This is a genomic window from Vibrio sp. 1069, from assembly GCF_033340555.1.
The window spans coordinates 249860-263721 of the sequence record NZ_JAWOWP010000005.1; the positions used below are offsets into that span (position 1 = coordinate 249860).

General features: G+C 46.3%; 12 protein-coding genes. 4 read left to right on the top strand and 8 right to left on the bottom strand.

All coding sequences use genetic code 11. From position 1 onward, the window contains the following. Positions 1-15 precede the first annotated feature (15 nt). A complete protein-coding gene (gene ppsA, locus R7040_RS11130; RefSeq protein WP_047102763.1) occupies positions 16-2388 on the bottom strand; it encodes a phosphoenolpyruvate synthase in 2373 nt (790 codons plus the stop codon). Positions 2389-2639: 251 nt separating this feature from the next. Between ppsA and R7040_RS11135 the strand changes: the two genes are divergently transcribed. Beyond that, positions 2640-3476: a pyruvate, water dikinase regulatory protein gene (locus R7040_RS11135; protein WP_005373820.1), complete on the top strand. Its 837-nt coding sequence runs from the start codon at positions 2640-2642 to the stop codon at positions 3474-3476. A 76-nt stretch (positions 3477-3552) separates the two neighbouring features. Here the strand turns inward: R7040_RS11135 and ansB are convergent, their stop codons facing one another. Both ansB and R7040_RS11145 read right to left on the bottom strand, forming a co-directional pair. Further along, a complete protein-coding gene (gene ansB, locus R7040_RS11140; protein WP_136976629.1) occupies positions 3553-4617 on the bottom strand; it encodes an L-asparaginase 2 in 1065 nt (354 codons plus the stop codon). 370 nt (positions 4618-4987) lie between these two features. Continuing rightward, the gene (locus R7040_RS11145; protein ID WP_005373814.1) at positions 4988-6244 is read right to left on the bottom strand and encodes an adenylosuccinate synthase; all 1257 of its coding nucleotides are present in this window, start codon (positions 6242-6244) and stop codon (positions 4988-4990) included. Positions 6245-6349: 105 nt separating this feature from the next. On the opposite strand from R7040_RS11145, the gene R7040_RS11150 reads away from it, so the two are divergent. The 3 genes from R7040_RS11150 (at position 6350) to R7040_RS11160 (ending at position 8323) form a co-directional block, all read left to right on the top strand. Then, on the top strand, positions 6350-7219 hold the full coding sequence (locus tag R7040_RS11150) for a LysR family transcriptional regulator (protein ID WP_005373812.1): 870 nt from the start codon (positions 6350-6352) through the stop codon (positions 7217-7219). Between the two features lie 19 nt (positions 7220-7238). Further along, complete coding sequence (locus R7040_RS11155) at positions 7239-7631, top strand: ribosome recycling factor family protein (RefSeq protein WP_054577722.1); 393 nt, start codon at positions 7239-7241, stop codon at positions 7629-7631. Between the two features lie 77 nt (positions 7632-7708). Then, a complete protein-coding gene (locus tag R7040_RS11160) occupies positions 7709-8323 on the top strand; it encodes a LysE family translocator (protein ID WP_017633575.1) in 615 nt (204 codons plus the stop codon). Between the two features lie 92 nt (positions 8324-8415). Here R7040_RS11160 and R7040_RS11165 read toward each other — a convergent pair whose 3' ends face one another. The 5 genes from R7040_RS11165 to doeB form a co-directional block, all read right to left on the bottom strand. Then, positions 8416-8937, bottom strand: coding sequence for a DUF2058 domain-containing protein (locus R7040_RS11165; RefSeq protein ID WP_054574550.1), 522 nt, complete (start codon positions 8935-8937; stop codon positions 8416-8418). A 171-nt stretch (positions 8938-9108) separates the two neighbouring features. After that, the gene (locus R7040_RS11170; RefSeq protein WP_017633577.1) at positions 9109-10512 is read right to left on the bottom strand and encodes an aspartate aminotransferase family protein; all 1404 of its coding nucleotides are present in this window, start codon (positions 10510-10512) and stop codon (positions 9109-9111) included. A gap of 41 nt (positions 10513-10553) precedes the next feature. Beyond that, complete coding sequence (locus tag R7040_RS11175) at positions 10554-12074, bottom strand: NAD-dependent succinate-semialdehyde dehydrogenase (RefSeq protein ID WP_213903218.1); 1521 nt, start codon at positions 12072-12074, stop codon at positions 10554-10556. A gap of 155 nt (positions 12075-12229) precedes the next feature. After that, positions 12230-12709: an Lrp/AsnC family transcriptional regulator gene (locus R7040_RS11180; protein ID WP_005387046.1), complete on the bottom strand. Its 480-nt coding sequence runs from the start codon at positions 12707-12709 to the stop codon at positions 12230-12232. Between the two features lie 124 nt (positions 12710-12833). Continuing rightward, positions 12834-13841 carry a N(2)-acetyl-L-2,4-diaminobutanoate deacetylase DoeB gene (doeB, locus tag R7040_RS11185; RefSeq protein WP_005373782.1) on the bottom strand — a complete coding sequence of 336 codons (1008 nt, stop codon included), beginning with the start codon at positions 13839-13841 and terminating at the stop codon, positions 12834-12836. Positions 13842-13862 lie beyond the last annotated feature (21 nt).

A 13862-nucleotide genomic window follows, 5' to 3' on the forward strand; every position in this document is an offset into this window, starting at 1 on the left:
AGAGTTTATCGTGTGTTACTTGCTGCTAACTTTACCGAGTTTTAACCAAGTATCGATAACCGTATCTGGGTTTAGTGATACAGAGCTAATACCTTGATCCATTAGCCATTCCGCTAAGTCGTCGTGGTCTGATGGGCCTTGACCACAAATACCAACGTATTTGCCTGCTTTTGTTGCCGCATCAATCGCCATCTGAAGCATCACCTTAACCGCTGGGTTGCGCTCATCAAATAGATGTGCGACATCGCCAGAGTCACGGTCAAGACCAAGCGTTAGCTGAGTCATGTCGTTTGAGCCAATCGAGAAGCCATCAAAGTACTTCAAGAACTCATCGGCAAGGACCGCGTTGGATGGCAGTTCGCACATCATGATGACTTTAAGACCCTGATCGCCACGGCGCAGATCAAACTTCGCTAGCAAATCAATCACTGATGCTGCTTCGCTTGGTGTACGCACAAATGGGATCATGATTTCAACGTTTTTCAGACCCATTTCGTTACGAACGCGTTTGATTGCTTGAGTTTCTAGCTCGAAGCAGTCTTCAAACACTGGAGAAATGTAACGAGACGCGCCACGGAAGCCAAGCATTGGGTTTTCTTCATGCGGTTCGTATGCTTTACCGCCAACCAAGTTGCTGTATTCGTTAGACTTAAAGTCAGACATACGAACAATAACGCGTTTCGGCCAAAATGCCGCAGCAATGGTTGCGATACCTTCTGTCAGTTTGCTTACGTAGAAATCGATAGGATCTTTGTAACCACGAATACGCTGAGTGATTTCTGCTTTTAGCTCATCGCTTTGTGCATCAAAGTTAAGTAATGCTTTCGGGTGGATACCAATCATCTTATTGATGATGAATTCAAGACGAGCAAGACCAACACCTTCATTTGGAATTTGTGCGAAGTCAAACGCACGATCAGGGTTACCCACGTTCATCATCACTTTTGTTGGTAGCAGTGGCAGTTCATCAACAGAAGAGCGTTTTACATCAAATTCAAGTTCACCTTGGTAAACGTAGCCCGTTTCACCTTCAGAACAAGATACGGTCACGGTTGCACCATCGGTTAACTTGCTTGTCGCATCGCCACAGCCAACGATTGCAGGAATACCAAGCTCACGAGCGATGATGGCTGCGTGACACGTACGGCCACCACGGTTGGTTACGATTGCAGATGCTTTTTTCATCACTGGTTCCCAATCTGGGTCAGTCATGTCTGTAACTAGCACGTCACCTTCTTGGACTAAAGACATTTGGTCCAGAGAGTCAACCAAGCGAACCACGCCTTTACCGATGCGCTGACCGATTGCACGACCTTCAACTAAAACATCCGCTTTGTTTTGTAGCTCGTAGCGCTCAATCACGTTTTGTTCCGTTTGTGAACATACGGTTTCAGGACGCGCTTGAACAATGTACAGTTTGCCATCAATGCCATCTTTTGCCCATTCAATGTCCATTGGACGCTGATAGTGCTTTTCGATGATCATTGCTTGCTTTGCGAGCTCTTTGATCTCGTCGTCGTTCAATGAGAACGTGTTGCGCTCTTCATCAGGAGTATCAACGATATCAACTTGTTTGCCGATTTCTTGGTTATCTGAGTAGATCATTTTGATCAACTTAGAACCAAATGTTTTCTTAACGATTGGGTGTTCGCCTGCTTCAAGCATTGGCTTGTGAACGTAGAACTCGTCAGGGTTTACTGCACCTTGAACGACCATCTCGCCTAGACCCCATGAAGAGGTGATGAAGACAACTTGGTCGAAACCCGATTCAGTGTCTAGTGTAAACATAACACCCGACGAGGCTTTATCTGAACGCACCATACGTTGGATACCCGCAGATAGCGAGATGCCACGGTGGTCGAACCCTTGGTGAACGCGGTAAGAAATCGCACGGTCGTTAAATAGAGAAGCGTAAACGTGCTTAGTTGCTTCTAGTACTGCGTCGATGCCTTTCACGTTCAAAAACGTTTCTTGCTGACCAGCAAAAGAAGCATCAGGTAGGTCTTCTGCCGTAGCAGATGAACGAACTGCGACTGAAAGCTCAGGATTGCCTTCGATCAGTTCTTGGTAATTTTCACGAATTTCTTGTTCAAGGTCCGCAGGGAAAGGGGCCTCTAATACCCATTGACGAATGTTTGCACCTGTCTTACGCAGAGCTTCTACATCTTCAACGTCTAGTTCATCGAGTAATTGGTGAATACGCTCATCCAAACCTTCGTGGTCAAGGAATTGGTTAAACGCGTATGAGGTTGTCGCAAAACCATTTGGTACAGAAACGCCTGCGTTTGCTAGGTTAGAAACCATTTCGCCAAGTGAAGCATTCTTACCGCCGACTTTGTCGACATCATCCATGGATAGGCCATTGAACCAGAGGGTGTTCTTTTGCATGTCTTTCTCCAGAAACATTGCAGCTTAGTAGGGGGACTTAAATCGATCTAAACAATCGCATGTTGGCTGTTATTACACGTTGACCATACATTGCTTCATTTAGATTGATATCAAAGGCAAACGATTACGTTCTGGCTGAAAAAAATTCAAAAGAATTTTTAAAGCTGTGGTGAACCTAACTGAAAGCCAAACTGATTTATTAATATTATGTGTACCATCCTACTCAAAAGATTTTGAAAAATTAAACAGAAATGCAAATAAATAACCAAAGTCGTGATGTATTCTATGTTTCTGACGGTACGGCGATAACATGTGAGACATTAGGGCATGTTGTTCTCGGTCAATTTCCGTTCATTCCTAACGAAAAAACCTTTCCGTTTGTAGAAAGCCAGGACAAAGCTACTGACGTAGTCAAAGAAATTGAAACTTCCTACCAGCGCAATGGCGTCAAACCTCTGGTCTTTTTCTCAATTGTCGTTCCAGAAGTACGTGAAATGCTGCTTGAAGCGCCAGCATACAGTTACGATGTGTTGGAGAGTATTGTGCAGAAAGTGCAAGACGACATTCAGATGGCACCAAAGCCTAAGTTGCAGCGTTCTCGCAGCGTGGGGAAAGATTCCGACACCTATTTTGACCGTATTGCGGCTATTGAATACACATTGGCGCATGATGATGGCATTACGCTAAAAGGGTTGGAGCAAGCTGATATTATCTTACTTGGCGTGTCGCGCAGTGGAAAAACGCCGACTAGCTTGTACATGGCGATGCAATTTGGTTTACGTGTTGTGAACTATCCGTTCATTGCGGAAGATGTGAAGATGATGCGTTTGTTGCCTGAATTTGAGATCCATCGTCATAAGTTGTTTGGGCTGACGATCGATCCCGAGCGCTTGACTGAAATCCGTGAAAATCGTTTGTCTGGAAGTGATTACGCTAGCACAGAGCAGTGCAAGCTGGAGCTAGACACTGTTGAGGCGTTGTTTAGAAGAGAGGCGATCCCATATATCAATACGTCCTCTCTGTCTGTTGAGGAAATTACTACGCGTATTCTGGAAAAAGCAGGAATGAAGCGTCGCTTGTTTGGCTAACAAGAGACGCTCATGTCGCTATGTGTAAGAGGAGGTAAGGTGTGTACCTCCTCTATCGAATGAACCTTAGACAGAATTAATAGTATTGGAACATCTTTTGGATGTCTTGATAGTTTTTGGTCTGAGTCAGTGACAGCATCAGTAAGATACGTGCTTTTTGTGGGTTCAATGTACCAGCGGCAACAAAGCCGTATTTTTCGTCATCAATTTCAGCATCCAAAGTGGTTGAGCCGCTAGGCGTTCGGGAGCTTCTTACAACAACAACGCCATCTTTACTCGCTTTCTCTAGCTCATCAAACACAGTGTGGTACAAGTTACCATTACCGACACCAGCACTTACGATGCCGTCAAACTTCGCATCCACAAAGGCTTTCACTGGCAAATTGGAGGCATTTGCATAGTTATAAACAATACCGACCTTAGGCAACTTAGTAAGCTTTGATACATCGAATGGGGTTTCTGTCGTATGTTTACGCTCTGGGCTTCGTTGATATTTGGCATCGCTATTATGAATGTAGCCGATAGCACCAAAGTTGGGTGACTGGAAAGTGCTGACGGAGGTTGTATTGGTTTTTGTCACATCTCGCGCATCGAAAATCGTGTCATTCATTGCGACTAGCACGCCACGTCCTTCTGAATCTTCATCGGTGGCTGTTACGACTGCATTGTATAAGTTGACTGGTCCATCAGCACTCATTGCGGTGGAAGGACGCATTGCCCCGACGATCACGACAGGCTTTTTGCTCTTGACGGTCAGATCAAGGAAGTAAGCGGTTTCCTCTAACGTATCCGTACCATGAGTAATGACGATGCCGTCAACATCATCTTGAGCGAGTAGCTCATTAACTCTTTTCGATAATTTTAGCCACACTTCATCATTCATATCTTGTGAACCGATACTGACCACTTGCTCTCCAGAAATATCGGCAATGTTGGTCATACTCGGCACCACAGAAATCAATGATTCAACGCCGACTTTACCTGCTGTGTAGTTTGACTCTGTTGCAGATTGACCTGCGCCTGCTATGGTGCCGCCAGTGGCAAGAATTTTAATGTTCGGAAGATCGGATTGCGCGAAAGACAAAGAACTAAGGCACAAACCAAGGGTTATCGTACTGAGGCTGAAAAGATTTTTCGTCATGGGAATCACCTGCTGTTAGGTTGGATGTTGGGGAACTCATCTATCCTAAAAACAGCGGGTTAGATTTTTTGAGTACTAGTTCAACAAATTGCAGATGAAGATCGTGATCAACTAATCACTTAAAGAATATCAAATCAACCAGTTAACCTAATTGACGTGCTTCTTTAACAAGTGAGATGTGCTAGTAACGTGCACAACGTGTTAAGCCCTATAATTTATTGATTTATAAATAAAGGAGGTAGGAGTCTCGTGATGAGGTTACTAAACATGAATTTAGCCGTGCAATTTTCCAAAGTTTACAGTGTAAAAAAAAGCGGCTTTACCCCGGAACAGATAAAAGCCGCTTGCCAATGATGTGTTAATTCACATCTTATCGCATAATCATTTGTTCACGACCAGGACCCACAGACACCATTTTTACTGGTACGCCCATGAGTTCCTCAATGCGTAGAACGTATTTCTGTGCTGCTACTGGAAGCTCTTCAAACTTACGACAACCTGTGATGTCCTCGCTCCAGCTTTCCATCTTCTCGTAGATTGGCGCAAGAGAGGCAGTTTGAGGCCAGATTGGGTTTTCGCTGTGGTCGCCTTCGTAGCCAACACAGATTTTCAGATCGTTAAGGCCAGTCAAACAGTCTACTTTCGTTAGTGCAATTTCAGTTGCGGCTTGCAGTTCAACGCCATTTTTCGTAGCGACTGCGTCGAAGTAGCCCATGTCGCGTGGACGACCCGTAGTTGCACCGAACTCGCCAGCAAGTTCGCGGAAAGCGTCTTGCTCTTCCATTGCAGTGATCAACGTACCAGTACCCACTGATGAGCTGAAGGCTTTTGCAACCGCAATAACGCGTTCAGGACGAAGTGCCGGAAGGCCACTGCCGATACCCGCGTACATTGATACAACGTTAGAAGATGTTGTCCAAGGGTACTCACCGTAAACAAGGTCACGACCTGCGCCAAGCTGTGCTTCGAACAATAGTGTTTTGTCTTTCGCTTGTAGTTCTTTTAGAGGAAGCGTTACGTTGCAAATTGAATCGCGCCAAGGTGCAGAGACTTCTAGCAGCCAGTTCGCCAGTTCTTCAGCGGTTTGTTCAAACTCGAACGTCGGGTAAAGTGCACGCAGTTGCGGCAGTTTCCAATCCATCATGAATTGAAGGCGTTCAACCAATACTTCTGGTTGCTTCAACCAACCAACTAGGATGCCTTTCTTCATTACGCGGTCACCGTAAGCAGGTGCAATACCTTGACGAGTTGAACCGTATGCTTTGTCGCCTAAACGTTGTTCTTCTAGCGTATCTTCTAGTGCGTGTAGAGGTAGACACAGTGTTGCGCGATCAGAGATGCACATATTCACTTTTACGCCCGCTTCTTCAACTTCCGCAATCTCCTGAGACAGCAACGCAGGGCTGATAACCATCCCCGGACCTAACACTGCCAAACAGTCTGGGTTGAATACGCCACTTGGTAGCTGGTGCAGCTTAAACGTACCTAGATCGTTAACCACGGTGTGACCCGCGTTGTTACCACCTTGGAAACGAATGCTCGCAGAAGCTTGCTCTGCCAAAAAGTCAACGATGCGGCCTTTGCCTTCATCACCCCAGTTTGCACCCACAACAACGATAGACGACATAATTTAATCTCCAAAAACAGATGCAAAAATCTTAAGGTGTTCGCCATAATAAGAGAAATTAATTATACTCATTAACTTGATAAGAATCTCATATCGGAATTGGCAATGTTAGATTTGAACTGGCTGCGAACCTTCGTAACTCTTGCAGAGGTAAAACACTTTGGTAAAACAGCGACGGAACTGCACATGACGCAGCCGAACGTAAGTTTGCATATCAAGCAGTTGGAGCAAGCCACGCGCACGAAATTGATTGAGCGAAATCCTGTGCAGTTGACGCAAGCGGGGAAGCGTTTGTTAGCTACGGCGCAGCGGATGCTCAATGAGCTGCAAATTTGTCAGTCGGATCTCAATGCCATCAACGATCTTACGCAGGGGACGCTTTCTATTGCGGCGAGCGATATTGTTTCACGTTTACTGCTTATCAAACCATTTCAGCAATTCAAAAGTGAATATCCGGGGATCGACTTGGCATTGTTCAACACCACATCTTCTCAAGCGGTGGATTTGGTGAAGAGTGCGCGTGCCGATATCGGCTTTGTTATCGCACAAAAAGAGAGTCAACCGCTGCATTTTACGCCTCTCACGCAAATTCACTGGTGTGCGTTTGGTGATAACATTTTTGAGTGGCAAGACAATCGAAAAGAGAGCCAGACGCTGATCCTGCTAGGGCACGATACTCGAACCCGAGAGCTGATTGATGCGTCTTTACCTGAGCTAAATCTGCCTAAGCATCGCGTGATGGAAGTGGGCAGTGTGGAAGCACAAATCGACTGGGCGGAAGCGGGATTTGGGACTGCTATTGTGCCGGATTTCTCGCTCGATCCGAGATTAAAGCTTTCTCGTGAAGTTACGCCTTTGCCAAGTTTTCCAAACACTGATTTCGGCTACATCGTGCGTCAAAATCAGGTGTTATCCAAAGCGGCAAAACAGTTGTTGGCTTGGGTTGGCGAGAATGTGTCGGTGGTTGAGGGCTAAGACGATGAAAGAAAAGGCCATGAAAGAAACGAAGATTACGATTTCGCTCCCATCCTTGATTCACCGTATTGGGGGCGACCATGCCAAGCGAGCGAAAACACTCGCAGCAGAAAAACAGTGCGATCTTAAGAGAATTAGACGATCTCGTCACTGGCAAATCTCAGGCGAGGCTTTGGATGTAAAAGCGTTTTTAGAGCTTCTCAAAAACGAAGAAGCAGAGACGATGCGATTTGCGATCAACAAAATCGAACAAGCTCTACTTGCTCACCAAGACAAATTGGAACCTTTGGACGTGAAGTTGATACGTTTGGTGAGACAAAACCCAAACATCACCTTAGCGGAGCTGATGGCTGAAACGAACTGCACGTTAGTTCAAGCTCGCACGGCACGATTTGATGCTGAGTTGCTTTAAGATCGGTTTGTGGTTTACTCACTTTATTAACAGATGTTAGGGTACCGATCAAAATCACTCACTAAGACCATTTTATTATGGATATTTGGCAGCTTCTCCTTTTTATCCCTGCTTGCTTTGCTCTAAATATGGCTCCAGGCCCAAACAATTTATTGGCAATGAATAATGCTCGTTGTTACGGCTTTAGGGCCGCGTTTACGGCTAGTTTAGGCAGAATTGCCGCTTTTTCAGCAATGATTGCGTTGTCTGCATCAGGTCTGGCTGTGATTTTGTATACGTCAGAAATGCTATTTTTGGCAATAAAGCTGGTAGGGGCGCTGTATCTACTGTGGATTGCGTTTAACCTTTGGCGTTCAGAGTCCAGCCCGATCTCTGACTTGGACAATTCGCGCAATTACGCAGGACTTGCGAAGCAAGAATTTACGCTTGCTGCTGGCAACCCGAAAGCGATACTTATTTTTACTGCATTCTTGCCGCAATTTGTTGATGCCAATGCCAACGTTCAAGAGCAGTTTTTTGCCCTTGGCTCCACGTTTTTGATATTAGAAATGGTCGCCATTTCAATCTATGCCATCTTTGGTTTGTACTTGAGACACTGGTTTTCAAATCCCAAAATGGCGAAACGTTTCAATCGCGGATGTTCGTTGTTTTTAGCCGCATCAGGTGCGAATTTGCTACTAAGTAAGCAATAACAACACATCATCTCCGTAGATTATTTTTCTATAAAAAGAGCCGCTGATGTTACATCAGCGGCTCTTTTAGTTGATGCATCGATTATTTATTGTTACCACATCAAATCGTCAGGCACGACGAAATCTGCGTATGGATCGTCTTCTGCTGGAATGTCCGATTCAGGTTCTTTTTGTTCGATGATGACGGACTCATCACGTTGAGTAATTTTATTCGCTACTCCACGTGGAATGACAACATAGCTTTCACCAACAATTGCGATTGCCAAAATACCTTTGATCAACTGCTCGCGGATAAGTGAATCTACATAAAGTGATTTCACTAGCGTACCGTGAGTGAAGTTGTATTTGATGTCGCCATCTTTTAAGTCGATCTTGTTCATCTCAATCAATTGATTGATCTGCGCTTTGATCTCTTTATTTAATCGCTCAGCATTTTGTTGCTCGCTCAATTGTTTATCACGCTCTAACTGTTGGCGTTTATTCTCTTCAACCGCCGCTTTTACTTCGCGTGCTTGAACGCGTGATTTTTTAGAGCCTTTCTTCGCTTTCTTTAGTTTCTTTTCATTAACTAAGCCAGCTTTCAGCATTTGTTCTTGAAGGGTAAGTTTTGCCATGTTTTATCCAGTTAGTGCGCAATTTTGGGCATTTTACCCACTATTGCCACTTGTAGTAAATAATAGTGCTTTCTATGGGTCTAAAATGTTTGGTTGGCTTGCTATCTCTATAAGGAAAGTGCAAAGCGGGCCTTCTCCAAAGCCCGCGAGCGTTACTGAAATCTAGGTGGGTTATGGCTGCCACTGTTTAGATGTGACGAGGTTATCCATCACTTTGTTTACCGCTTGATGCGCTTTGTCGACAATGGTGTCTATATCGTTACGGTTCGCGATAAGCGGTGGAGCAAATCCGAGGATGTCACCATGTGGCATGGCGCGAGCGATTAAGCCTTGCTCTAAACAGGCCGCCGCGATTTGCGGGCCTACTTTCAAGTTTGGATCAAAGTGTGCACGGCGGAGCTTGTCTGAAGAAAACTCCAACGCATGCAACAAGCCAACGCCACGAGTATCACCGACCAATGGATGATCGCTAAACGTCTCCGCCATGCGTTGCTGCAAGTAAGCGCCGACTTCGGCCGCGTTTTTTACCAAGCCTTCACGTTCAATGATATCGAGGTTGCAGTTCGCGGCTGCCGCTCCCATTGGGTGACCAGAGTAGGTATAACCGTGTCCGATAGCGCCCCATTGGTCGGTGCCGTTTTCTAGCACACTCCAAACTCGTTCACCGACGATCACGCCAGACAGCGGTTGATACGCTGAGGTTAACCCTTTCGCTACCGTGATGAGATCTGGTTTCATGTCGTAGTGCAGTGAGCCAAAATCGGAGCCGAGGCGACCAAAGCCACACACCACTTCATCCGCAATCAAGAGTACATCGTATTTGTCGAGCACTTTGCGAATCGCCTGCCAGTACCCTGCTGGTGGTGGCACAATACCGCCAGTACCGAGCACTGGTTCTGCAATCATTGCTGCTACCGTTTCTGGGCCTTCTTCCAAGATCATCGCTTCGAGTTGATCTGCGCAATATTGAGAGAATTCGAGCTCAGACATACTCTCGTCTTCACGGCGATAATAATATGGCGCGATGGTGTGTTTGATACGCTCAAGTGGTAAATCAAAATGGGCGTGGAACAGCGGCAAACCTGTCATTGAACCGGACGCGATACTTGAACCATGGTAGCCGCGGTCACGCGAAATGATTTTTTTCTTCTCTGGTAGACCACGAGCATTGTTGTAATACCATACCAACTTAAGTTGAGTTTCGTTCGCGTCGCTGCCTGACATGCCGTAGTAAACTTTGCTCATGCCTTCTGGCGCCATTTTGATGATGCGATCTGACAGTGTCACGAGCGCTTCGTTCGTATGACCGACGTACGTGTGGTAGTACGCCAGTTCTTTGGCTTGCTCATAAATCGCATCGGCCATTTCGGTCCTGCCATAGCCAATGTTTACACAATACAACCCGGCAAAGCCGTCTATCAGCTCGATGCCTTCTGAATCGGTGATGCGTATTCCGCTTCCGCTCGAGATAATTCTTCCCGGAAGCTCCCCGGCCGCATACTGCTTCAGGTGGGTTGAGGCATGAAATACTCTCTGACGATCGATCTCTAAAAGTTGTTGGGTTTTGTTACTCATGATCCTTCTCCTCGAATAATTGGATATCCATATTTCGTGTCTCAACTGCCACTGACGGTTGGTAAAGCGCCTAAGCAGCAGTATTTGATTTCGCTGTATTCTTCAAATCCGTGACGGCTTCCTTCTCGTCCAAGACCAGACTGTTTCACGCCGCCGAATGGGATAGGGTGCCCTGTCATTTTGACGGAGTTCACGCTCACCATGCCAAACTCCAAACCGCGCATGCAGTGCCAAATTTGGTGAATATCGTGACCATAAACATAGGCAGCTAAGCCGTACTCAGTGTCGTTGCTCATTTCAATCACGGTATCTAAGTCTTGGTAAGGCAATACGCCTGCCACAGGACAAAAATTCTCTTCGCGATACACCGCCATTTCAGGGGTGACATCGGCTAGCAATGTCGGCGCGAAGAAGTTTTCGCCTGGTACGGGCTGGTGGTATCCCGCTACCAATCGCGCGCCTTTGTCGAGCGCGTCACGTACCAAATCATGCGCTTTATCCACCGCAGTGCGATTAATAAGTGGTCCCATGGTGGTTTTTTCGTCTAAGCCATTGCCCAAAACGATGTGGCTCATTTCTTTGGCAAACGCTTCCAAAAACGCTTCGTACTTATCGTCAGGGACGAAAATACGGTTTGCGGCCAAGCAGTCTTGTCCTGCGGTTTGAAACTTCGCATCCACGGCGGCTTTGGCTGCTTGCTCGACATCCATATCTGGCAGCACGATGAAAGGGGCGTTACCACCGAGCTCCATACTGCACTTCTTCACGGTTTGTGCCGCGTCGCGTAGCAATAGTTTGCCTACTCGAGTTGAGCCTGTGAACGAGAGCGCTTTGACTTTATCGGAGTGGCACAAGGTTTGTGACACCATCACCGCATCGCCAGTGATCACGTTAAATACACCAGGTGGAAAGCCAGCTCGGTCTGCTAACTCTGCCAACGCTAACGCAGAAAAAGGCGTTTCACTGGCGGGCTTAATGATCACCGGACAGCCTATTGCTAGTGCGGCAGCGGCTTTGCGTGTGATCATGGCATTAGGAAAGTTCCAAGGCGTAATCAGTGCTGCGACACCAATTGGCTCGCGCACCGTTGATAGCTGCGCATTCGGAATATGACTTGGGATGGTTTCGCCATAACAGCGGCGTGCTTCTTCGGCAAACCAACGAACAAAGGATGCGCCGTAGTCAATCTCACCTACAGCATCACCTAGTGTTTTTCCTTGCTCCATCACCATCAAATGAGCAAGATCTTGCTTTGATTCTAGAATCAGGTCGTGCCAACGCATGAGAATTTCAGCGCGTTCTTCTGCTTGCATTTTTCGCCATTGACGAAAGGCTTGGTCGGCTTCATCAATCGCTTGATAGAGTTGTTGCTGAGATAGCTTAGTGATGTAACCGATGACCGTGCCATCTGCTGGATTATCCACCGGATGAAATTGATCACCACTTACCCATTTGCCATTTACGTACGCTAAACCTCTCACCAAACGTACGTCTTTCATTATCGCCATCATGTCGTGCGAGGCTTTTAATTCTTCAGCGTGTAAGCTGTGCAGTGCTGTCATGAGTCCTTCTCCCAGCATCGTTGTCCATAATGAAACTGTAATGGAGAAGTGACCGAAATAATTTCTGATACCGAGGTTTAAAACGTCAGAACTTTCTTTTTAGTGCCGTTAAATATGGTGTTTTTTCTGTTCACGCCTGATGCGCATTTTCCCTTTTATAACAAAGCGTTTTGGTTTACTTCGAATGTGCCCGCATCACGTTTGATTGTTTTTGTCACAATGTAAGTAAAGTAGCGCTCAATGCCCACATCTGAGTCTAACCAGTTGTCGATAAGCCGCTGATATTGGTCGATATCTTCCGACTGAATTTTAAGGATGTAATCGATACCACCGCCCGTGGCATAGCAATCAGTGACTTCTGGTGAATGTTGAACCAGTTGCTCGAAGCGTTTGAACGCTTGGGCGTTGTGTTCTTTGAGTGTAACTTCAACCATAACCGACGTTCGTTTGAACAAAATATCGGTATTTACTTTTGCTCCGTAGCCTTCAATGATGCCTGCTTCTTCCAGTTTTTTGACACGCTCCCAGCAAGGGCTCACGGATAGGTTGATGGCCTCGGCAAGGTGAGATTTGGTGATACGACCATTATCATGAAGTATTTGTAGAATTTTTACGTCGTAGCGATCGAGGCGCATTATGAGTCTCCCTGTTGAATACTAATCATTTCATGAAAGGCTGATGACTGGTCGCTGTTATAAGGTGCTTTCCAGTTTGCTTCTGGTATGCCATTTGTTTTGATTTCTTTAGTTGGCTTTTCAATCAGCCTATCTCGCCGCAGTCTTCGGCTATAACTGCGATAGTGTCACCGATATTCACCATAGCAGGAAAACGACGTGCCGCGAAAATACCATTGCGCTGTGACTTGTACTCAACGGGGGCGGTACCTGTGCGCTCGGTCGAGAAGATTCTCACTAATACATCGCCCTTTTTGACGGTATCGCCAAGATCAAATAAGTATTCTGTGATGCCGTGGTGTTGGCTTTGCACATAACAACTTGCATCAGGCATATCTAATAACTTAGTTGGTTGGGTTGGTTGTTCGTAGTCACCGGGCAAGTTGCCTGAGAAGCGCAAGAAGTTGCGAATGCCACGGTCGGAATAAGCGATGGTTTCTGGAGTGCTGGTTCCGCCTCCTCTGAGTTCGGTGGTAACAAAGATTTTTCCCTGAGACTCCACGGCAGTGTCATACAGGCTAGTGGCGTCCATTTCGAGCAAGATCATGGTGTAAGGTGCGCCAAACAGTTTTGCACCTAATATGCAGGCTTCTTCTTGATCGAGATTGTCGAGACGATGGGCAGCGGCGAACGGCACGATATCTAACGTTTTACCACCTGAGTGAATGTCTAACGCAAAATCGCACTTAGGAACTAGGTAACGAGTAAAATAATCCGCAATTTTCTCGGTCACTGTGCCTATGGGGTTGCCGGGAAAGCTGCGATTTAAATTCCCCTTATCGATAAACGACGTACGTGAGGCATTTTGTACCGCAGGTAAGTTCATCATGGGTACAATAATGACACGACCTTGGATTTGATCTGCCTGAAGCGAGTTCGTCAATTTTAGCAGGCTGGTGATGCCTTCGTATTCGTCTCCGTGATTACCGCCAGTAAGCAGTGCGGTTGGTCCGTGACCATTTTTGATCACGGTGATAGGTATCATAATACTGCCCCAGGCGGAGTCGTCATGTGAATAGGGCAGCGTTAAAAAGCCGTGCTGTACACCTTCTCGGTCAAAGTCTATGGTGGCTGTGATCGAGCTTTTTTGCATATCAAGTCCTTTTAGTTCTCA